Source organism: Neisseria canis, from assembly GCF_900636765.1.
GTDB classification, from domain to species: domain Bacteria; phylum Pseudomonadota; class Gammaproteobacteria; order Burkholderiales; family Neisseriaceae; genus Neisseria; species Neisseria canis.
In genome coordinates this window covers 191,059-211,020 of record NZ_LR134313.1, presented here as the reverse complement: position 1 = coordinate 211,020, position 19,962 = coordinate 191,059, and the positions used below count along the sequence as shown (strand labels likewise).

Sequence of the window (19,962 nt, the reverse complement as noted above, 5' to 3'; positions counted from 1 at the left end):
ATACAGATTTCAAAAGATAAATTAATGAACATGAACACAAAATCCTACCGCTTTATTCTGCTTGCCCTAACCGTATTTCAGACGGCCTGCACGCCCGAACGCAGCAGCGAACTCCAAGCCGAACGCGAAGTTTTATCACCGGTTGCCGCCAAAGATTCGGCTTCTTGGGTCGGCATCTATCGCGGCGAACTGCCTTGCGCCGACTGCGATTACATCGAAGCCACCATCGTTTTGCGCGACAACCTGCATTACAGCTTAACTACCCGACACGTCGGCAGAGTGGCCGGCGTATTGCCGTCTGAAAAACGCGGCATCTTCCTTTGGCGCGACGACGGCCTGCTGCAATTGGATGCAACGGGCGACAATATGGTGTTTTTCGCTCACGAAAAAGGCCTGCAAATGCGCGGCAACGACGGCAAAGCCTATCCCGACAGCAAAGGGAAAATCTGCGGTTTGGCGAAAACCGGCAGTTTTGTGCCCGGGCAGTGAATGGTTTTCAGACAGGCATTCTTCCGATGGCCTGCTCTGCTGTACAACGAGGAGAAATCATGCAGTTTGAGGAATACAGAAAATATGATGCCGTCGGCTTGGCAGAGTTGATCCGCAAAGGCGAAGTATCTGCCGATGAAGTACTTCAGACGGCCTTAAACCGTTTAGACGCGGTAAATCCCAAGCTGAATTTATTGGCCCATGATTTGCGCGAACGGGCTTTTTCATGGCAGAGGCCGTCTGAAAATCCCCATGCGCCTTTGGTTGGCGTGCCGTTTCTATTGAAAGACTTAATCGCCGATTGGGAAGGCACGCCCACATGGTCTGGTTCGCGCATGATGAAAAATTATGTAGCCAAACAAAACAGCGCTTTAACTCAGGCTTATCTAAATGCGGGGTTGCGCATTTTCGGTAAAACCACCACGCCGGAATGGGGCGCGTATCCTGTAACGGAAACAGAAATCTATGGCATTACCCGTAATCCGTGGAACTTAAGCTATACACCGGGCGGCAGCAGCGGCGGTTCGGCGGCAGCCGTTGCCGCAGGTGTTGTGCCGGCAGCGCATGGCGGCGACGGCGGCGGTTCGATACGTGTGCCCGCCCATAATTGCGGCATCTTCGGCTTGAAACCGAGCCGTGGCCGCAGCAGCTTTGAACCGTTACAAAGCGAAGCATGGCAAGGCTTGGTCAACGAACATGTGCTGACCCGCAGCGTGCGCGACAGCGCCCTGTTTCTCGATATTGCAGCTCAAACCCAAACACACGCCCTGTATGCCTGCCCCCGACCTGCCGAATCGTTTTCAGACGGCCTCAAACACGACACAGGCTGTCTGAAAATCGCTTTTTGGCAGAAGCCGTGGTTTGGCGGAGAAAATGATGCAGACACGCAAGCGGCATTTGCCCACAGCCTGAAATTGTTGTCAGATGCAGGGCATCATTTGGAAGAAGCCTCTCCCGATTTTTCCCCGCCTAAAATACTCAACCGTGCAGCAAGGGTCTTGGTGATGGGTGAAACAGCAAAACTGCTTTATCTTCATCAACAGGCAACGGGGCAAAAACTGCATCACAGCCAGTTGGAACCGACAACTTGGGCGTTGATTTCACAAGGACAGCAAATCAGTGCAGGCGAAATGGCGTGGGCGCGTGATGTGATGCTGACACAGGGGCGCGCCGCCGAAGCGTTTTTTACACGCTACGATGTCTTAATGACACCGATTTGCCCGCGTAGCACACCGAAAATCGGCGAACTCATGCCGTCTGAAACCGAGCAAAAGATCATCCGTTTGCTGTTCGGCACGTTGAAATTAGGCTGGCTGATGAAACAAAACCCCTTGATTGAGAAAGAAGCCGAGTGCACGTTGCAATACATCGGCTACACCGCACCATTTAATATGAGCGGCAATCCTGCCATGAGTGTGCCGCTGTTTTGGCACAACGGGCTGCCGATAGGTACACAGTTTGCCGCAGCACACGGGCGGGAAGATTTACTGCTGCGCTTGGCGGCGCAATTAGAGCAGATTCAACCGTGGGCGGATAAACAGCCGTCCATATAAGACAAAATTACCAACCTTAAAAATGTCGTATAAGAAAGCCTGTAACAACAAGGCCGTCTGAAAAAGGAGTAACAAACATGCCGAACCCACTGCTGGATGCCGTTAAATTCGATGAAAAAGGCTTAGTTTGCGCCATCGCACAAGACGCGAAAACCCTGCGCGTGCTGATGGTGGCTTGGATGAACGACGAAGCGCTGCAAAAAACCGCCGAAACGGGTTATGCCCACTATTACAGCCGTTCGCGCCAAAAGCAATGGATGAAAGGCGAAGAGTCGGGGCATACGCAAAAAGTGCACGAGCTGCGTTTGGATTGCGACGGCGATGCGGTGATTATGCTGATAGACCAAGCCAGCGGTATTGCCTGCCATACGGGGCGTGAAAGCTGTTTTTACCGCGTGTGGCGCGATGGCAAATGGCACATTGTAGATGCGGTATTGAAAGACGAAAAAGAGATTTACGGGCATACGCACGGTTGATGCCTGTCTGAAATCAGTATGCCGCCATGCGGTTCAATTAAATCAAGAGAATACTAACTATGACCGACCAAGTTTTAACCCAAATCCAAAACGTTATCGATTCCCGCAAAGGCCAAGATCCGGAAACGTCTTATGTGGCCCAGCTTCTGCACAAAGGCGAAGACAAAATCCTGAAAAAAGTGATTGAAGAAGCGGGAGAAGTGCTGATGGCTTCAAAAGACGGCGGCGGAGAACATCTGATTTACGAAGTGGCGGATTTGTGGTTTCACACGCAGGTATTGCTGGCGCATCACGGCTTGCGCGTTGAAGATGTGTTAAATGAGTTGGCGCGCAGGCAGGGTTTGTCGGGGCTGGCGGAAAAAGCGGCGCGGCAGGAAAGCTGAATTTGTATTAAAATCTGTATTTATTCAATGGGCAGGCGCTGTGTGCTGATACAATAGCGCAATCGGCCTACGGTTTCGGAGTATTTTTGATGACTGACTGTATTTTCTGCAAAATTGTGGATAAGCAAATCCCTGCGGGCGTGGTGTATGAAGACGATGAGATGCTGTGTTTTAAAGACATCAACCCTGCCGCGCCGGTGCATTTGCTGCTGATTCCCAAAGAGCATTTCGATTCGCTGGCGCATGCCAAGCCCGAACATGAGGCGCTGTTGGGCAGAATGATGATGAAAGTGCCGCAAATTGCAGAGGCTAACGGCTTGGCCAACGGTTTCAAAACCCAAATCAACACAGGTAAGGGCGGCGGGCAGGAAGTGTTTCACCTGCATATCCATATTATGGGGCGGCCTGTTTGATGCCTGTCTGAAAATGCTTGGCGCATTTCATGATTGTGATTATTTACGCTTTAAATTAAAAAGGAATTCTTATGGGCAGCTTTTCAATTTGGCACTGGATCATTGTATTGGTGATTGTGGTGCTGGTGTTCGGCACGAAAAAACTGCGCAATGTCGGTAAAGATTTGGGTGGTGCGGTGCACGATTTTAAAAAAGGTTTGAATGAAGGCTCGGAAGAGGCGAAAAAAGACGATGTGATCGAACACAAAGCCGATGAGAGCAATCCAGACAAACAAGCCTGATTATGTTTGATTTCGGTTTCAGCGAATTATTGCTGATCGGTGTGGTGGCTCTGATTGTACTGGGGCCGGAGCGCCTGCCCAAAGTGGCGCGCGCTGCGGGGCAGTGGGCCGGCAGAATCCAGTATTTTGTGAACAATGTCAAATCCGAGCTGGGGCGCCAGATTGATGCTTCTGAATTGAGTAGCGTCAAAAAAGATGTGGAAGACGCAGCAAAGGATTTTAAAGAAAGCTTTCAAAGTGTAGGCGATTCGGTAAAAGAAAGCTCGCAAGCCATACGCGACGGGCTGGATTTGCGCCCCGCCTGGGAGCGTTTGCCGCAGCAGCGCACGCCCGCCGATTTCGGTTTGGACGAAGCGGGCAAGCCGTTGGTGGATCTGCATGACTTTGATGCAGACGATTACGGTTCCGATTATGGCCTGCGCCATGCGCCGCCGCCCGTGTCGCTCAAGCGGCGCGCCATGATGCAGCGGCGTGATATGCGCCCGAAATACCGGACGCGCCCGCGTTTGAGTGTGAGAAAAGGCCAAGGGCGGTAAGTTTGTCTTGCTTTGTATTGGCGTTTCAGACAGGCATAGCTTAATGAAAACTTTCTAACGCGTCATTCGGTTTATAAAAGCAGTAGCAGCGGTGAAATCCGGCTGTTAAATTATATGGATAAAAAGTGACTGAGCAAACTCAGACTCTGGTCGAACATCTTATTGAGCTGCGCCGCCGTTTGGTGTGGATTGTTGTGGTGATGTTGGCGGCATTTTTTACAGCCATGCCTTTTGCGCAGCAGCTCTACACATTTGTGGCACAACCTTTGATGGCGAATCTGCCGAAAGGCACGAGCATGATTGCTACGGAAGTGATTGCGCCTTTTTTTGTGCCGGTTAAAGTGGCACTGATGGCGGCTTTTTTGGCGACTCTGCCGCACACGCTCTACCAAGTGTGGGCGTTTGTGGCGCCGGCGCTTTATAAGCATGAAAAAAAACTGATTTTCCCGCTGGTGCTTTCCAGTTTGATTTTGTTTGCCTGCGGTATGGCGTTTGCCTATTTTTTGGTTTTTCCGGTGATCTTCAAGTTTCTGGCCGGTGTAACGCCGGAGGGCGTGAATATGGCGACGGATATTGATAAATATCTGTCGTTTGTATTGGGCATGTTTGTGGCATTCGGTGCGACTTTTGAAACGCCGGTAGTGGTGGTTCTGCTGCACCGAATGGGTGTGGTTTCGATGGAAAAAATGATAGCGGCAAGACCTTATGTGATTGTGGGCGCGTTTGTGGTGGCGGCTGTGATTACACCGCCGGATGTGATTTCGCAATTTATGCTGGCAGTGCCGTTGATTGTGCTTTACGAGCTGGGTTTGGTGCTGGCACGGATGGTTAAGCCGATAGAGCGTGCGGCCGAGGAATTTGAAGATTAGGCTGGTCGGTATGGTGTGTTTGGAGCGGTGGACTTGTTTTCAGACAGGCATTCAAACCACGGAATTAAATTGAAAAAGAATCGTCTGAAGTCGGAAGGGGTTTCAGGCGAACTTTTGTTTATAATGCATTTGATAACTTTATTTAATATTTCAAAATGAATCATTATGAAAAACAATGGCCGCAAGCGGCTGCCGCAATCAGCCTGATCGGCATGATTATCCTGAGTGTTGCTTGGGAGCTGTGGTTGGCGCCTTTGCGCGCGGGCGGCTCTTGGATGGCTTTGAAAGCTTTGCCTTTGTGCTTGCCGCTGGCCGGAGTGTTGAAAGGAAAGGTCTATACTTTTCAATGGTCTTGTATGATGATTTTGATTTATTTTGCCGAAGCGGTAATGCGCCTGTTTGATGTGCAGCCGCTGAGCAGGGTGTGTGCCGCATTGATGTTGGTGTTGAGCGTGGTGTTTTTTATTGCTTGTTTGGCTTTTGTGAAAAATAAAAGAAAGGCCGCTGTGTGATTTTGGATTATGTGGAAAGCCGTAAAACCGATACCACTTTATTGGTGTGCGGGTTGGCGTTTGTCTGTATCGTGCCGTTTATGTCCATTTGGCGGACGGGGCCGTTGTCGAGCCTTTATCTGGAAAGTGCTTCATTGCTGCTCGCGCTGTTTTTTGTGTTGGGCAGTGCGCTTTCGGGAATGTTGGGTGCGCGGATACCGCGGGGCAGCGTGTATTTTTTTGCTTTGGCTGCTTATTGGGCCGTGCAGGCAAGGGTTATGGAGCTGCCTTATCCGGGTATGAGCGATATGGCGGCCTGGTCGTTTGTGGTGATTGGGCTGATGCTTTGGGCATGCAGGGGCTGGATTCGGGAAGTCGGGCAGGAGCGGGTGGTTACGGTGTTTGCTTCGGTGCTGGTCACGGGTGCGCTGCTGCAGTCGCTGGTTTGCATTATTCAGTTTACCGGCTGGGCTTCGCATTTGAAGGGCTATGTGCTGTATAGCGATATTAATAATATTATGGGTCAGCTGGCGCAACGTAACCATTTGGGGCATTACTTGATGTGGGGCGTGGTGGCCGCCGCTTTTCTGTGGTCGCAGCGGCGGGTGTCGAATTGGTTCGGCTGCTTTATGATCGTGTATTTGGCGCTAATCATGGGCATGGTGAATTCCCGCAGCCTGTTTGCCTATGTGGCAGCGGTGGCTTTGTTGGCGGTATTTTGGCGCTGGCGCAGAGGCAGTGAAGGCAATCATGCGGTTAAGGTGTTTTTGTTTGCTTTGCTTATGGTGGTGGTGGTGCAGCTTTCGTTTGATAAGCTGATGGCACTGATTGGCATTGATTATTTCAGCGCACTCGACCGGATGGGCAGCAAGGATTTTGCTGCTTCCCCGCGCGAAGTGGAGTGGGTACGCGCGTGGCATGTCTTTTTGACGGCTCCGATATGGGGACACGGCTGGGAATCGTATTCACTGCAAAGTTTTTTAACCAATGTGTTTCCTACCGGCTGGCGTAATGATGAAACCAGCGTGCTTTATACGCATACGCATAATATTGTTTTGCAGATTTTGGCGGACATGGGCTTGGTGGGTGCGTTGTTGGTATTCGGCGGCTTGCTTTGGGTGGTGTGGCCTTATTTTAAAAAGCCGGTAAGCAATGAAAATTTTTTACCTTTGGCTTTGCTCTCCATTTCTTTCTGTCACTCTTTGCTGGAATATCCTTTGTGGTATATATACTTTTTGGTGCCGGTCGGGCTGATGCTGGGTATGCAGGATGTTGAACCGACAGCCGATTCAGACAGGCATCAGATTAAATGGCTGAATTGGGGCGTGGCGGTTGCGTCGGTGTTTATCATCGTGGGCATTGTGCGCTTGGGTTTGGTGTATCACGAATTGGTCAAGTTCAACACCACCGAGAAAACGGAAACCGCTGAACAAAAGCAGGAAAAAATCAACGGTATGTTGAAAATTGCCAGAACCGAACCCATGTTACGTTATTATGCGCAGCTTTCTTTGATGCGCCGGGTTTCGCCTGCTGATGCCGAGCTTCAGCCGTGGGCGGTTGGTGCTGCGTTGGAGGCGATGGTCTTCCGCCCTTATGCCAATGCGCATGTGGTGGGTATGTATCTTTACCGGACAGGCCATCAGGCGGCAGGGCGCCGGTGGATGCGCATGATGTATGAGTATTACCCGATGCAGATGCCGTATTACGGTTCCCTGATAGACAAATCTTCGCATCTTTCCGGTTTGCGGCCGGAGTGGGAGCAGGCTTGCGCGGAATATGCCAAAATCAATCCGAATGCCAAGCCTTGCAAGCAATAGAAACATGCCTGTCTGAAAAGGCGCGGGCAGGGGCGGCTGACACAGTATTGCTATGTAAAGCCCTTGACATTCCGTGCAAAAAAGAGCAAAGGGGCGAGCAGACATGCTACCAAAAATACAGGCTTGCATGTTAAGATAGCTTTGCCCCTTCATAACGGAAGGCATCCTTAAAATTTTAAAGACAACCAGATAAGGAAATATGCAATGAGCCATGTGTTATTGGTAGATGACGACGCTTTATTAACCGAGCTTCTGACCGAATATCTCACAGCCGAAGGTTTGTCGGTAAATAGCGTGCCGGATGGTGAAGCAGGTGTGCAAGAAATTTTGTCCGGCAATTACGACGTGGTTGTATTGGATTCTATGATGCCGAAAATGAACGGTTTGGAGGTGTTGAAAACCGTGCGTGCGCAAAGCACGATTCCTGTGATTATGCTTACTGCCAAAGGTGACGATATCGACCGCATCATCGGCTTGGAAATGGGGGCGGATGATTATGTGCCCAAGCCGTGTACGCCGCGTGAGCTTTTGGCTCGTATCAACGCCATTTTGCGCCGCGCCCAAAGTGCTTCCGAACAAAGCACAGCGCCTAACAGCATTTCAGTAAGCAATGTTACTCTGTATCCGGCCAAGCGTCAGGCAACCATCGGTGAAGAGCCTTTGGAATTGACCAGTACGGAATTCAATCTGTTGGAAGTGCTGATGCGTCATGCGGGTCAGGTGGTAAGTAAAGAAACCTTGTCTATCGAGGCGCTCGACCGCAAGCTGGCCAAATTTGACCGCAGTATTGATGTACATATTTCCAGCATCCGCCATAAATTGGGTGATGCTTCTCTGATTCAAACCGTACGCGGTTTGGGTTATTTATTTGTTAAAAACTAATAGCAAACAGACTGTTCATGAAACTGTTTCAACGTATATTCGCCACGTTTTGCGCCGTGATTATCTGCGCCATATTCGTGGCGAGTTTTTCTTTCTGGGTGGTGCAGAACACCATTGCGGAAAACCATTTCAAGCAGCAGCGTGTATTGGAAACCACGCTGCTTAATAGCATGATTTCGGCCTTCCGTGCACGCGGTGCGCAAGGTGCGAAAGACACATTGCAGGAATGGAGCGAGCATCCTATTTCTAAAAATGTGTATATGATTACCGGCGATAACCGGAAAGATGTGCTGGGCAGGCCGATAGATCCCAAAGTGGTCGAGTCGATGCGCAATGCGGCGGTAAAGCAGGTTGATTTGGAAAATGCCCGTATTGAGTATGACAGATGGGGTGAGGAATATCTGTTTTTCGTGCGTGATTGGAAAAACCGCCAGCTTCAGCGCCCGATCAGCCCATTGTTTATTCCCGGGCTGCCGCTTGAGCCGGTGTGGCACGAAATCATTATCTTGAGCTTTATTTTTGTGGTGGGTTTGCTATTGGCATATATTCTGGCCAACAATATTACCAAGCCTATCCGTATTTTAGGCCGGGGTATGAACAGGCTGGCAGCAGGCGATTTGGAAACACGCATTTCGCAACAGATGACAGACCGCGATGACGAATTGTCGCAATTGGCCGATCAGTTTGACAAAATGGCGCAACAGTTACAAAAACTGGTGGAAAAAGAGCGGCACCTTTTGCATCATGTGTCGCACGAAATGCGTTCGCCGCTTGCGCGTATGCAGGCTATTGTCGGCCTGATTCAGACTCAGCCGAAAAAGCAGGACGAATATTTGCAGCGCCTGGAAAGCGAGCTGGTGCGCATGGATGCGCTGGTGGGTGAGTTGCTGACGCTTTCGCGCTTGGAAACCGACAATATCCCCATGGAAAAAGAAAATCTGGCGCTGGTGCCGTTTCTGCGTCATTTGGTGGAAGACAGCCAAGCTGTGGCGGAGAAGAATCATCAAACCGTGGAATTGGTGGTGGAAAAAGTGCCGGAAGATGCCAAACTTTTGGCCAATGAAAGTTACCTTTACCGCGCATTCGATAACGTTATCCGAAACGCCATGAATTACAGCCCGGAAGGCAGCACGATTAAGGTGAAAATTTATCAGGATTCAAAAAATTGGATGGTGGACATCACGGATAACGGCCCGGGAGTGTCGGAAAACCAGCTGCCGCATATTTTCACCGCGTTTTACCGTGCGGACAGCAGCGCCAACAAGCAAGGCACAGGATTGGGTCTTGCGCTTACCAAGCATATTGTCGAGCAGCATTGCGGCAAAATTATGGCCAACAACATCAGCCCCAACGGCTTGCGGATTCGTTTTGTGTTGCCTAAGCGGGCAAAAGAATTGAAAGCGGGTTTGTAGCCGTGTAACAACATGCCTGTCTGAAAACCTTTCAGACAGGCATTTGTTTGGGCAAACCGTTATTTCTGATTGCTTCTGATTGCCTGTTCCAATTGGGCTTTAGGCGAATAACCGGCCTGTACTTTGCCGTTGGGGAAAATCACCGCAGGCGTGCCGGTGAATCCGAGTTGTTCTCCAAGAGAAGTGGTTTCCTCTACCGGATTGTCGCATTCTGCAACCGCGGGCGGCATCTCACCTTTGCGCATCCAGTTGGCCCAAGCGGCAGTGCGGTCTTTTTGGCACCAGATTTGAACCGATTTTTGGTGCGCTTGCGGGTGCAGGCTGGCAATAGGCATCATAAAGTTGTAGATGGTGATGTCGTTCATTTGGCCGAATTCTTTTTCCAAGCGTTTGCAGAACGGGCAGTCGGGGTCGGAGAACACGGCTACTTTCAACTTACCGTTGCCACGCACCTCTTTAATGGCCATTTCCAAAGGCAGGCTGGCGAAATCTACGCGGCTGATATCGGCAGAGCGCTCTTCCGTGAGGCTCTTGCGGCTTTTAATATCGATTAAATCGCCAACAAACATATAATCAGCATCGGCATCGGTATAAACAATCTGATTGCCGGAAACCACCACTTCAAACAAGCCTGCTACCGGCGAGGCCTGGATACTTTGCACTTTCAATTTTTGCTGGCCGTATGCCTGCTCCAGCTTGCTGCTGATGGTTTTTGCCGTGGCTTCGGGAACATCGCTTTTGATTGCCGGTTTGGATGCGCTCTTTTGAGGGCTGCCGGCGGCTTTGTTTGGATTGCTGGCTGTAGGCTGGCTGCAAGCGATCAACGGCAGAAAGGCGATTGAGAGAAGGGTTTTCGATAAATTCATTGGCTTAAAACTTTCAGTCTTATCTAATTTCAAACGTGCGATATTATGCCTAAACCATTGTGATACACCAAGAAAATTTATGTAATTTAGCACACCTGTGCCGGTGGACAAGCAGGTTTGTCAAAGGCTGAAACTTCATGCACAATGCCGTTGTTGACTATGGAACCGCCATTATGACCCCGATTCTTGCCTTTGATATTGAAACGATTCCCGATGTGCACGGCATAAGGTTGCTTTACGGTTTGCCTGAAGACATTCCTGATAACGACGTGGTGGCTTTTGCGCAACAGAAACGGCGCGCCCAAACCGGTAATGATTTTATGCAGCACCATCTGCATCAAGTGGTGGCGGTTTCCTGCTGCATGCGCTGGGGAGCGGAAAAAATCCATATCGGCACGATAGGCGACGAGCACGACAGCGAAGAAACCGTGATTGCCAAATTTTTCGACCTGATTGAAACGCATACGCCGCAATTGGTAAGCTGGAACGGCGGCGGCTTCGATTTGCCGGTGCTGCATTACCGCGCCTTGATTCACGGCATTACCGCAGCGCGCTATTGGGATACGGGAGAGGGCGATTTCGGCGACAGCCGTGATTTTAAGTGGAACAACTACATCAGCCGCTACCATAACCGCCATTGCGATTTGATGGACTTGCTGGCGCTTTATCAGCCGCGCGCCAATGTGCCGCTAGACGATATGGCCAAACTTTGCGGCTTCCCGGGTAAGTTAGGCATGGACGGCAGCAAGGTTTGGGAAGCTTTTCAGACAGGCATGCTCAAGGCCATCCGCGATTATTGCGAAACCGATGCGGCCAACACTTATTTAATGTATCTGCGTTTCCGCTTAATGAGCGGCGCGCTGGACGGCGACGAATATGAGCAGGAAATCCGTATTCTGCGCAATTATCTGAAAACACAGGAAGATGCAGCACATTGGCACGAGTTTTTGGCCGCATGGCGGTGAAATATGCCTGTCTGAACCGGTTTGCCGTTTTTTATTCTTTCAAAATAAAATCCGATTGTTATGTCTACCACCCCGTTGAACCAAATCACTCTGATCGGCGTCGGCCTGATCGGCGGCTCATTTGCGCTGGATCTCAAGCGCAAAGGTTTGGTGCGCCATGTGGTGGGTGTGGACGTGAACAGGCAAAACCTTGAGCGCGCGCTTGAACGCAAAGTGATTGATGAAACGGCTCAAGGTATTCAGCCGCAAAGCATAGCCGCCTCGGATTTGGTGTTGATTGCAACGCCGGTGGCAACTTTGCCTGCAATTTGCACCGAGCTGGCACCTTTGTTAAGCGCACAAACCATAGTCAGCGATGTAGGTAGCACCAAGCAGTCGGCGATTCAGGCGTTCGCCCGCTATTTGCCGGCGCATCTGCCCAATTGTGTGGCCGCGCATCCGATTGCCGGTTCAGACAGGCATGGTGCCTTGGCGGCCAAGTTTGGCTTGTATGAAGGTAAAAAGCTGATTCTGTGCCCGCACGAGCAACAAAATCCTGTTGCATTAGATTTGATGCAAAGTTTATGGCAGGCAGTGGGTGCACACACTTTTATCATGCCGGCAGAAGAGCATGATGCTATTTTCGCAGCAGTTTCGCATATGCCTCATGTATTGGCTTTTTCGTATGTGCACCAAATCAAAGACCATGCCGACGGGCAGCTTTACTTGGATTTTGCCGCATCGGGCTTTCGCGATTTTACCCGCATCGCATCCAGCCATCCTGCTATCTGGACGGATATCTGCCTGGCTAACCGACAGGGTTTGCTTGACTTGATTGCGGGGCAGCGCGCCCAGTTGGATACGGTTCAACGTTTATTGGAAACGGGCGATTCTGAGAGCCTGTATCGCTATTTTGAAGAGGCTAAGGCAACACGGGATGATTGGCTTGATAAACAGAGCTGATGTGTAAAACACCTAATCAAAATGCCTGTCTGAAAAACATTTAAATGTTTCAGACAGGCATTTTTATTGGCAAAAATCGTTTAGAGCGGTTTGCCCAACACAATATTCAAAATGCGGCGGATAGGCTCAGCGGCACCCCACAACAACTGGTCGCCCACGGTAAAGGCGCTGATGTATTCGCCGCCCATGGCCAGCTTGCGGATGCGGCCTACCGGTACGGTTAAAGTGCCGGTAACGGAGGCGGGCGTCAGCTCCTTAACGGAAGCTTCTTTCTCATTCGGCACCACTTTTACCCAGTCGTTTGCACCGGCCAGGAGCTGTTCGATTTCGGCTACGGACAAATCTTTTTTCAATTTCAACGTAATCGCCTGGCTGTGGCAGCGCATCGCGCCGACGCGTACACACAAGCCGTCGATAATGGTGGGATTGCCGGTGTTACCCAAAATCTTGTTTGTTTCCACGTCGCCTTTCCATTCCTCTTTGGACTGGCCGTTACCCAAATCGGCATCAATCCACGGAATCAGGCTGCCGGCCAGCGGCACACCGAAATTGGCTTTAGGGTAGGCTTCGCTGCGCAGGAAATCGGAAACTTTGCGGTCGATATCCAAAATCGCGCTGGCGGGGTCTGCCAATTCGTCAGCCACTTGGTTGTGGATGGCTCCCATGCCGCTGATAAGCTCGCGCATGTTTTTCGCACCCGCACCCGAAGCCGCCTGATAAGTCATGCTGGTAGCCCATTCAACCAAATTGTTTTGGAACAGGCCGCCCAGTGCCATCAACATGAGCGATACGGTGCAGTTGCCGCCGATGTAGTTTTTCACGCCGTTTTTGAGGCCGGCATCAATCACGTTGCGGTTTACAGGGTCGAGCACGATGATGGCATCGTCATTCATGCGGAGCGCAGAAGCGGCATCAATCCAATAACCGTTCCAGCCGCTTTCGCGCAGGGGCTGATACACGGATTTGGTGTAATCGCCACCTTGGCAGGTAACGATAATATCCATGCGCGCCAGCTCTTCGATATTGTTGGCATCCAACAGCGTTTTGACTGCTTGGCCGAAATCAGGTGCGGCGCCGCCTACGTTGGAAGTGGTGAAGAAAAAGGCTTCTTTGATATCGGCAAAATCGTTTTCTTCCTGCATGCGCTGCATCAAAACAGAACCGACCATGCCGCGCCAGCCGATAAAACCTACTTTCATTTATGTGCTCCTCAAGAATATGCAGATGTTAATATTTCCGAAAATCGGATAAATATACTCTTTATAGGGCGGGGGTTCAATAGTGGAATAGGTTGAAGAATTTGGAAGATGAATGAAAAAGAGTGATGAGGATAAAAAATAACCGCATAAGCGGTTTTTTTGGTGGCCAGAGGCGGGATCGAACCGCCGACACACGGATTTTCAGTCCGTTGCTCTACCAACTGAGCTATCTGGCCGCTGTGTGAAGAAGGCGTATTAAACCATACCTGCTGCATTTGTTCAATATCTGTGTTGTGCTTTTTTTACAAATAATTATTTTATATGGGATAAAAGTTACTGATGTGTTGTGATTGGTGAAGTTTTTAATGAGTTGCGGGGGCAATCGGGTAGAATATTCGTTGCGAAAATATTTACGGAAGCCGTTTGCGTTATGTTTCAGACCACTCTTGTTTGGTTCCGTTATGATTTGCGGGCGTTTGACCACACTGCTTTGCAGGAGGCTGTTAGGCTCGGTTTGCCTGTGGTGGGTATGTATGTGTTTGAACCGGAAGAGGCGCCGGTTTCAGAAGGGCGTCGGCGGAGGCGGGTGTTTGTGCATCAATGCCTGTCTGAACTTCAAAGCAGGTTGGCTGAAAAAGGTGTGCCGCTGTTTGTGGCAATCGGCTCGGCGGAGCGGGAGGTGCCTGCTTTTGCAAATGATGTGGATGCTGCTTATGTGGTGTGTGCGGGAGCGGGAGAGCCGGACTCTGTGCATCAGGAAAACGTGGTTGCGGCGCACTTGGTTGGGGATGGGCGGCAATTTAAGGTGGTGAATGATGATGCAGTGTTATCAAAATTTGTCTCGGCCGATTCCGAAGGCAAACTTTATACGGATTTCGATGCTTATAGAAAAGCTTGGCTTGCGGCGTCGGACGGAATGGTTTGGCAGCCTTCTGACGACTGGGCGGCTTTGACAGGGCTTCAGACAGGCCTGTCTGAACATTTACGTTTTGCGCCGGAGTTGCCGTCTTTAAAGCAATTGGGTGTGGAGGATGGGGCTTCAGTCTTTGAAGGCGGTGAGCGGGCGGCGGATAAGCTGCTGGCTGGATTGATGCGCCGCATGGGGGACTATCACCTTGGGCGCGGTTTGTCTGCGCAGAGTGATAACTTCAGGCTTTCGCCTTATTTGCGTTTTGGTGTGATTTCTGTTCGCTATTTGATTGGTTTGATCAAGAGAATGGGGGGCGAGGATGAAGAGGTTTTGCTAAATGCTTTGATGCGGCGCGAATTTTATCACCGACTGGTTTATCGCTATCCAAACGTGTTACTGCAGGGTTTTAATCCGAAATATCGGAATATAGCTTGGGAAAACAATCCTCAATATCTTGTTGCGTGGCAGGAGGGGCGGACGGGTTATCCTTTGCTCGATGCTGCGATGCGGTGTCTGAATCAAACAGGCTATTTGCCGGACAATTTACGCAGTTATGCTGCGGCTTTTTTGTCACAGGTTTTATTGTGTGACTGGCGTTTGGGGGAAGCTTACTTTGCCGGACAATTGTTGGATTTTGATTTGGCCGTAAACAATGGCTGCTGGCAGGATGCTGTGGGTGTGGGTGCATGTGCACAAAAGCCGCTGAGTATGATGCATCCTGTGTTCGCGGCGCAAAAGCTTGATCCTGTCGGACAAACTATCCGCCGGTATGTTCCTGAGCTCGCCCATGTGCCGAAAGATGTTATTCATACCCCGTGGCTCGGGAAAGCCAGTATCAATACCAACGGTTATCCCGATCCTGTTGCGGAGTATTCAAGCCAAAGAAAGAAGACGCTTGTGCTGTATGACGGAGTTGCCGATTAGTTGGTTTATAAAAAATGCCTGGCGGATTCGGATTTGAAGTGCAACTTTCCATAACAGAAAAAGGCCGGTATGCGGTAGCATACGGCCTTTCCTGCAAGAAAGATTGCCATGAGCTACACACAACTGACCCAAGACGAACGATACCACATCCAATACCTGTCCCGCCACCACAGCATCAGCGAAATCGCCAAACTGCTTAACCGCCACAAAAGCACCATCAGCCGCGAAATCAAACGGCACTGCCCACAAGGGCAGCAATACAGTGCCGAAAAAGCCCAACAGCAAAGCCGGCTTACCAAACAGCGTAAGCGAAAACCCTATAAGCTCCATTCCCGGCTGATTCAACACATCGACACCCTCATCCGACTCAAACTCAGTCCCGAACAAGTGTGCGCCTATTTGCACAAACACCACCAAATCACACTCCACCACAGCACCATTTACCGCTATCTGCGTCAAGACAAAAGCAACGGCGGCACTTTGCGGCAGCATCTCAGAATAGCCGGCAAATCCTACCGTAAACGCTACGGCAGTACATGGAGCAGAGGCAAAGTACCCGACCGCGTCGGCATTGAAAACCGACCCGCCATCGTCGACCAAAAATCCCGCATCGGCGATTGGGAAGCCGACACCGTCGTCGGCAAAGATCAGAAAAGCGCATTACTGACCTTGGTCGAGCGGGTTACCCGCTACACCATCATCTGCAAGTTAAAGAACTTCAAAGCCAAAGACACTGCCAACGCCGTCATCAAGGTATTGAAGGCGCATAAAAACAGGGTACATACCATTACCATGGATAACGGCAAAGAATTCTACCGACACATCCGAATAGCCCAAGCATTGGAGGCGGAAACCTATTTTTGCCGCCCCTACCGTTCTTGGGAAAAAGGACTGAATGAAAATACCAACGGACTCATCCGCCAATATTTCCCCAAACAAACCGATTTCCGCAACATCAGCCATCGGGAGATACGCAGGGTTCAAGATGAACTGAACCGTAGGCCAAGAAAAACACTTGGCTATGAAACGCCAAGTGTTTTATTCTTGAATCTGTTCCAACCTCTACTGCCTGAGTGTTGCACTTGAAATTCGAATCTAAGCCTGTCTGAAAGTTTTCAGACAGGCATTGTCGTATTTGAGGGTTACTCTTCGCCGTTTTCGCCTATCTCATCGGATTTGCCGGAGTTTTGGCGGCGGGAGAAGTTGATTTTCAGCTGCTTCAGTTTGCGGTAAAGGTGAGTGCGCTCCAAGCCGACTTTTTGTGCAACGCGGCTCATATTTTGGCCTTCTTGGGCAATATGGTATTCAAAATAGCGCCGCTCCACTTCTTCACGCAATTCTCGCAAAGGCAGGTTGAAGTTGAAGCCGCCGATGATTTCCGGCGATTGGTTGGTTGAGAACTGGCCTAAAATCTCCATAACGGCAGATTCGTCCACTTCATTTTGCTCGGCGGTCAACGCGAGATTTTTAACGATGTTGCACAGCTGGTCGTAATTGCCCGGCCATTCATATTGGCGCAGGGCGCTTATCGCGGCAGGGCTGAATTTTACCGGAGGAATTTTTTGGGTTTCCGCTAACTCTGTGATGATGGTATCAATCAAAAATGCGATATCGTCGGCTTGTTCCCGTAAAGGCGGAATATGGATAATGTGTTTTTCCAGCGCCGAAACCAGTTTGCAGTCGGGATTGTTTTCCTGCAGGTTTTCAAACGGGACGCTGCAAGAGCAGACGATACGCGCATTGTAGCGGTCGGTTTTGCTGATTAAGAATGCAATGCCCTGTTGGATATTGCGGCTGTATTGGGAAATGTCGCCTAAATATAAAATGCCGTTGGCGGCTTTTTGCAGTAACTCCATCGGTGTGTCGACGATATGTTCTGTTTTGTTCGGTTCGACCCAAGGCGTTTTGTTTTTTTGAAAATAGCGCGCTACCAGCTCGAATGGGGAACCTGATTCGCCGTTTAACAATACGGGCACATTTTGTTTGGCCGCTGTTTCCAGGGTTTGGTTGAGTTCTTGAATAGCGGGGCTGTTGCCGAGTTTGTCGAACGATAAGCCGGATGCAGCCTGCATTTCGCTGTATTTTAGAGCGCGTTCAACGGTGGCTAAGAGCCGCTTTAATGCAATAGGCTTTTCTAAAAAATCCAGTGCGCCGATTTTGGTTGCCTCAACGGCGGTGTCAATGCTGGCATGGCCGCTCATCATGACAACCGGCATATTGAGCTGGCCGTTTTTCGACCATTCTTTTAATAAGGTAATCCCGTCACAATCCGGCATCCATATATCCAGCAGTACCATCGCCGGGCGGATTTGATTGCGCAAACGACGGGCTTCTTCGGCGTTTTCAGCCAAAGCAACTGTGTGCCCTTCGTCTTGCAAAATGTCTGATAGTAAGTCGCGGATGCCGATTTCGTCATCTACGATTAAGATGTCGCTACTTCTCATTCTTTATTTTCCACCAATTCCGGCAGGGAGATCTTAACACACGCCCCGCCTGTTGTTTGATTGTTTATGCTGATGCGTCCGCCATGCTCTTCAATGATTTTCTTAACTACCGGCAAGCCTAAACCTGTGCCGGTTGGTTTATCGGTAATATAAGGCTCGAAAGCGTTGTGGAGCATTTCGTTGCTGAAGCTTTTGCCGTTATTGCATACGGTTAATATGGCATATTGTTCATCACGGCCAATGCTTAAATCAACTTTGGGGGAGTCGCTTTCTGAGGCGGCTTCTGCTGCATTTTTCAAAATATTGTGCAGAACCTGACGCATTGCGCCATGATCAGCTTGGATATAAACGGGTATATTACTCAAATTGGATGTAAATGTACACGGGCTGCCTTCATATAATAAAAGCACTTCTTCGCAGATTTCGTTTAAATCAATGGTTTCGAATTTCAGCGAGGGGGATCGGGCATAATTGCGGAATGCTTCTACCATTTCTTTTAAAGCTTCTACTTGCTTGATGATGGTATTGGTCGAGCGGTTGAGAATTTGGGCATCTTTCTCATCCAATTTGTCTTGCAGCTTCCATGCCATGCGCTCGGCAGAAAGCTGGATGGGTGTGAGCGGATTACGGATTTCATGTGCCAGCCGTTTGGCCACTTCTCCCCATGCCGCTTCTTTTTGGGCGCGGACTAAGGCTGTAACGTCGTCGAATACGATAACTAAGCCGTCTTCCTGCAAAGGTGTAGCCTTGCCCAGTAGAATTCTTGCTTCGTCAGGCGCCGTGTAAGGTATCTGTATGGGCTTGTCGGTTTCCAATGTGCCTAAAATGGTTTCTAAAACTTCTGCCAGCATGGCTTGCTGAGGTGATTGCCGGCTCCATTCGCGCCAATTGCTGCCCAGCATATCATCCAACGGAATACCGAGGATTTTTTCTGCACTTTGGTTAAAAGTTTTCAGAATGCCTGAATGATCAAGGGTAACCACACCTGCGGTCAGGCTCTCTAATACGGTTTCCAAATAATCTCTGGCGGCTTCTGTTTGCAAACGGTTGCGCTCTGCCGATTCTTGGGCAAGGCTGAGTTGCTCGGTCATATGGTTGAACAAATGGGTGAGCCTGCCTAATTCGTCGTTGCGGAATACGGGACGTTTTTGTGAAAAATCGCCCTGGGCGATAGCGCGTGCGCCTTCGGCCAAAGAGAGGATGGGTTCGATAAAGCGGTAAGAGAAAAACAGAGCCATGCTCAGTGCCAGCATAATGGCAATGAGTGTGGCAACCAGAAGGGTAATCAGGAAAAAGTTACGTAATCCTTTTTTTGCGTAACTGAGCTCGGCATATTTAGCCCGAGCGCTTTCGATTAGGGTTGCATCTTGTGCTACTTTGTTTGGAATGGGCTGGCGGAAAAATAAAGCGTATTGCTGCTGGTTATATTCGGGTAGCACCAGCCAGCCTTGTGCATATAACGTACCGTTGATGCTTTCTATTGAGCGGGAAGAGCCGTCATTGGCAAGCTCGTCTAATATTTCCGAAGAAGGGGAGGCGGCCGGTAATTTTCTGGGATTGCGTTCGGTGCTGGTTTGATTGGTGCTCAAATTATAAAGAGCTAATTGTTCAAATTGGTTGGCTAAAGGTGCGTTTTCCAATGAACTCATCAGGCTTCGGCCGCGTGAAACGGAGCGGAATAAATCCACTTGCATATTAACGGCACGGCCGAACGAGTTGTCTACTGCCAAGTTGAGGGCCGATTTGCTCAGGCTCAAACTATGTTCCAAAGCTTGGTCGGTTTCGTCGCCAAACCAAGAATTGATGCTGTTGGAAATAAATTGGGCGGATACGCCGAATACAAACAAACCGGGTAAAACGGTTACTACGGTAAACATGATAGCCAAGCGGCGTGCGATTTGCGAGCCTAATACTTTTTTTCGGTGCGCCTGGGTCAAAAACCAAATGTAGCGGATAACGGCAACGAACAATATGGCAATCAGCACGGAAGCGGCTACGATAAACCACCAGAAATAATCGGCTAGGTCGCTGTTGCTTCTGGTTGACAAGGTCAGCAGGTAAAGCAATGCGATAGACGTGATAATAATCAGTGGAAGCAGGCGCTGGATCA

At 50.0% G+C, this 19,962-nt stretch carries 20 protein-coding genes and 1 tRNA gene; 16 read left to right on the top strand and 5 right to left on the bottom strand.

From position 1 onward, the window contains the following. Positions 1-24: 24 nt before the first annotated feature. From EL143_RS01000 to EL143_RS00945, 12 genes are all read left to right on the top strand, one after another. Positions 25-489: a copper resistance protein NlpE N-terminal domain-containing protein gene (locus EL143_RS01000; RefSeq protein ID WP_085416977.1), complete on the top strand. Its 465-nt coding sequence runs from the start codon at positions 25-27 to the stop codon at positions 487-489. A gap of 26 nt (positions 490-515) precedes the next feature. Then, entirely contained in the window at positions 516-2,042 is a 1,527-nt protein-coding gene (locus EL143_RS00995) for an amidase (protein WP_372338561.1), read from the top strand. A gap of 77 nt (positions 2,043-2,119) precedes the next feature. Continuing rightward, on the top strand, positions 2,120-2,518 hold the full coding sequence (gene hisI / locus EL143_RS00990) for a phosphoribosyl-AMP cyclohydrolase (protein ID WP_085416980.1): 399 nt from the start codon (positions 2,120-2,122) through the stop codon (positions 2,516-2,518). Positions 2,519-2,577: 59 nt separating this feature from the next. Further along, entirely contained in the window at positions 2,578-2,901 is a 324-nt protein-coding gene (locus EL143_RS00985; RefSeq protein WP_085416981.1) for a phosphoribosyl-ATP diphosphatase, read from the top strand. Between the two features lie 89 nt (positions 2,902-2,990). Continuing rightward, positions 2,991-3,314 carry a histidine triad nucleotide-binding protein gene (locus EL143_RS00980; RefSeq protein WP_085416982.1) on the top strand — a complete coding sequence of 108 codons (324 nt, stop codon included), beginning with the start codon at positions 2,991-2,993 and terminating at the stop codon, positions 3,312-3,314. A 71-nt stretch (positions 3,315-3,385) separates the two neighbouring features. Next, positions 3,386-3,595: a Sec-independent protein translocase subunit TatA gene (gene tatA / locus EL143_RS00975; RefSeq protein WP_085416983.1), complete on the top strand. Its 210-nt coding sequence runs from the start codon at positions 3,386-3,388 to the stop codon at positions 3,593-3,595. Between the two features lie 2 nt (positions 3,596-3,597). Further along, positions 3,598-4,131 carry a Sec-independent protein translocase protein TatB gene (gene tatB / locus EL143_RS00970; RefSeq protein WP_085416984.1) on the top strand — a complete coding sequence of 178 codons (534 nt, stop codon included), beginning with the start codon at positions 3,598-3,600 and terminating at the stop codon, positions 4,129-4,131. A 125-nt stretch (positions 4,132-4,256) separates the two neighbouring features. Beyond that, complete coding sequence (tatC, locus tag EL143_RS00965; protein ID WP_085416985.1) at positions 4,257-5,000, top strand: twin-arginine translocase subunit TatC; 744 nt, start codon at positions 4,257-4,259, stop codon at positions 4,998-5,000. A gap of 155 nt (positions 5,001-5,155) precedes the next feature. Continuing rightward, the gene (locus tag EL143_RS00960) at positions 5,156-5,512 is read left to right on the top strand and encodes a DUF2069 domain-containing protein (RefSeq protein WP_085416986.1); all 357 of its coding nucleotides are present in this window, start codon (positions 5,156-5,158) and stop codon (positions 5,510-5,512) included. Continuing rightward, positions 5,509-7,308: a PglL family O-oligosaccharyltransferase gene (locus EL143_RS00955; protein WP_085416987.1), complete on the top strand. Its 1,800-nt coding sequence runs from the start codon at positions 5,509-5,511 to the stop codon at positions 7,306-7,308. The genes EL143_RS00960 and EL143_RS00955 overlap by 4 nt, the downstream gene beginning before the upstream one ends. A gap of 204 nt (positions 7,309-7,512) precedes the next feature. Beyond that, entirely contained in the window at positions 7,513-8,190 is a 678-nt protein-coding gene (locus EL143_RS00950; protein WP_085416988.1) for a response regulator transcription factor, read from the top strand. Positions 8,191-8,207: 17 nt separating this feature from the next. After that, a complete protein-coding gene (locus tag EL143_RS00945; RefSeq protein ID WP_085416989.1) occupies positions 8,208-9,602 on the top strand; it encodes a sensor histidine kinase in 1,395 nt (464 codons plus the stop codon). 59 nt (positions 9,603-9,661) lie between these two features. On the opposite strand, the gene EL143_RS00940 is transcribed toward EL143_RS00945, so the two are convergent. Then, positions 9,662-10,468: a DsbC family protein gene (locus EL143_RS00940; RefSeq protein ID WP_085416990.1), complete on the bottom strand. Its 807-nt coding sequence runs from the start codon at positions 10,466-10,468 to the stop codon at positions 9,662-9,664. A 173-nt stretch (positions 10,469-10,641) separates the two neighbouring features. Here EL143_RS00940 and EL143_RS00935 point away from each other — a divergent pair, with 173 nt between their 5' ends. Both EL143_RS00935 and EL143_RS00930 read left to right on the top strand, forming a co-directional pair. Next, positions 10,642-11,433, top strand: coding sequence for a 3'-5' exonuclease (locus EL143_RS00935; RefSeq protein ID WP_085416994.1), 792 nt, complete (start codon positions 10,642-10,644; stop codon positions 11,431-11,433). Positions 11,434-11,493: 60 nt separating this feature from the next. Next, positions 11,494-12,375, top strand: coding sequence for a prephenate dehydrogenase (locus EL143_RS00930; RefSeq protein ID WP_085416991.1), 882 nt, complete (start codon positions 11,494-11,496; stop codon positions 12,373-12,375). A gap of 80 nt (positions 12,376-12,455) precedes the next feature. On the opposite strand, the gene asd is transcribed toward EL143_RS00930, so the two are convergent. Then, positions 12,456-13,574, bottom strand: coding sequence for an aspartate-semialdehyde dehydrogenase (gene asd, locus EL143_RS00925; protein WP_085416992.1), 1,119 nt, complete (start codon positions 13,572-13,574; stop codon positions 12,456-12,458). A gap of 160 nt (positions 13,575-13,734) precedes the next feature. Continuing rightward, positions 13,735-13,810: transfer RNA gene (locus tag EL143_RS00920), tRNA-Phe, on the bottom strand. 194 nt (positions 13,811-14,004) lie between these two features. On the opposite strand from EL143_RS00920, the gene EL143_RS00915 reads away from it, so the two are divergent. Together EL143_RS00915 and EL143_RS00910 are read left to right on the top strand one after the other, a co-directional pair. Next, positions 14,005-15,408, top strand: a complete 1,404-nt coding sequence (locus EL143_RS00915; protein WP_085416993.1) for a cryptochrome/photolyase family protein — start codon at positions 14,005-14,007, stop codon at positions 15,406-15,408. A gap of 108 nt (positions 15,409-15,516) precedes the next feature. Further along, on the top strand, positions 15,517-16,494 hold the full coding sequence (locus EL143_RS00910) for an IS30 family transposase (RefSeq protein WP_126326483.1): 978 nt from the start codon (positions 15,517-15,519) through the stop codon (positions 16,492-16,494). Between the two features lie 56 nt (positions 16,495-16,550). On the opposite strand, the gene EL143_RS00905 is transcribed toward EL143_RS00910, so the two are convergent. Further along, on the bottom strand, positions 16,551-17,852 hold the full coding sequence (locus EL143_RS00905; protein ID WP_085417475.1) for a sigma-54-dependent transcriptional regulator: 1,302 nt from the start codon (positions 17,850-17,852) through the stop codon (positions 16,551-16,553). Next, on the bottom strand, positions 17,849-19,960 hold the full coding sequence (locus EL143_RS00900; RefSeq protein ID WP_085417485.1) for a sensor histidine kinase: 2,112 nt from the start codon (positions 19,958-19,960) through the stop codon (positions 17,849-17,851). The genes EL143_RS00905 and EL143_RS00900 overlap by 4 nt, the downstream gene beginning before the upstream one ends. Positions 19,961-19,962: the final 2 nt, after the last annotated feature.

Coding starts and splice junctions, on each gene's coding strand:
- EL143_RS01000 (WP_085416977.1), top strand. CDS start 25: ATGAACATGAACACAAAATCCTACCGCTTTATTCTGCTTGCCCTAACC.
- EL143_RS00995 (WP_372338561.1), top strand. CDS start 516: ATGGCCTGCTCTGCTGTACAACGAGGAGAAATCATGCAGTTTGAGGAA.
- hisI (WP_085416980.1), top strand. CDS start 2,120: ATGCCGAACCCACTGCTGGATGCCGTTAAATTCGATGAAAAAGGCTTA.
- EL143_RS00985 (WP_085416981.1), top strand. CDS start 2,578: ATGACCGACCAAGTTTTAACCCAAATCCAAAACGTTATCGATTCCCGC.
- EL143_RS00980 (WP_085416982.1), top strand. CDS start 2,991: ATGACTGACTGTATTTTCTGCAAAATTGTGGATAAGCAAATCCCTGCG.
- tatA (WP_085416983.1), top strand. CDS start 3,386: ATGGGCAGCTTTTCAATTTGGCACTGGATCATTGTATTGGTGATTGTG.
- tatB (WP_085416984.1), top strand. CDS start 3,598: ATGTTTGATTTCGGTTTCAGCGAATTATTGCTGATCGGTGTGGTGGCT.
- EL143_RS00960 (WP_085416986.1), top strand. CDS start 5,156: ATGAATCATTATGAAAAACAATGGCCGCAAGCGGCTGCCGCAATCAGC.
- EL143_RS00950 (WP_085416988.1), top strand. CDS start 7,513: ATGAGCCATGTGTTATTGGTAGATGACGACGCTTTATTAACCGAGCTT.
- EL143_RS00945 (WP_085416989.1), top strand. CDS start 8,208: ATGAAACTGTTTCAACGTATATTCGCCACGTTTTGCGCCGTGATTATC.
- EL143_RS00940 (WP_085416990.1), bottom strand. CDS start 10,468: ATGAATTTATCGAAAACCCTTCTCTCAATCGCCTTTCTGCCGTTGATC.
- EL143_RS00935 (WP_085416994.1), top strand. CDS start 10,642: ATGACCCCGATTCTTGCCTTTGATATTGAAACGATTCCCGATGTGCAC.
- EL143_RS00930 (WP_085416991.1), top strand. CDS start 11,494: ATGTCTACCACCCCGTTGAACCAAATCACTCTGATCGGCGTCGGCCTG.
- asd (WP_085416992.1), bottom strand. CDS start 13,574: ATGAAAGTAGGTTTTATCGGCTGGCGCGGCATGGTCGGTTCTGTTTTG.
- EL143_RS00915 (WP_085416993.1), top strand. CDS start 14,005: ATGTTTCAGACCACTCTTGTTTGGTTCCGTTATGATTTGCGGGCGTTT.
- EL143_RS00910 (WP_126326483.1), top strand. CDS start 15,517: ATGAGCTACACACAACTGACCCAAGACGAACGATACCACATCCAATAC.
- EL143_RS00905 (WP_085417475.1), bottom strand. CDS start 17,852: ATGAGAAGTAGCGACATCTTAATCGTAGATGACGAAATCGGCATCCGC.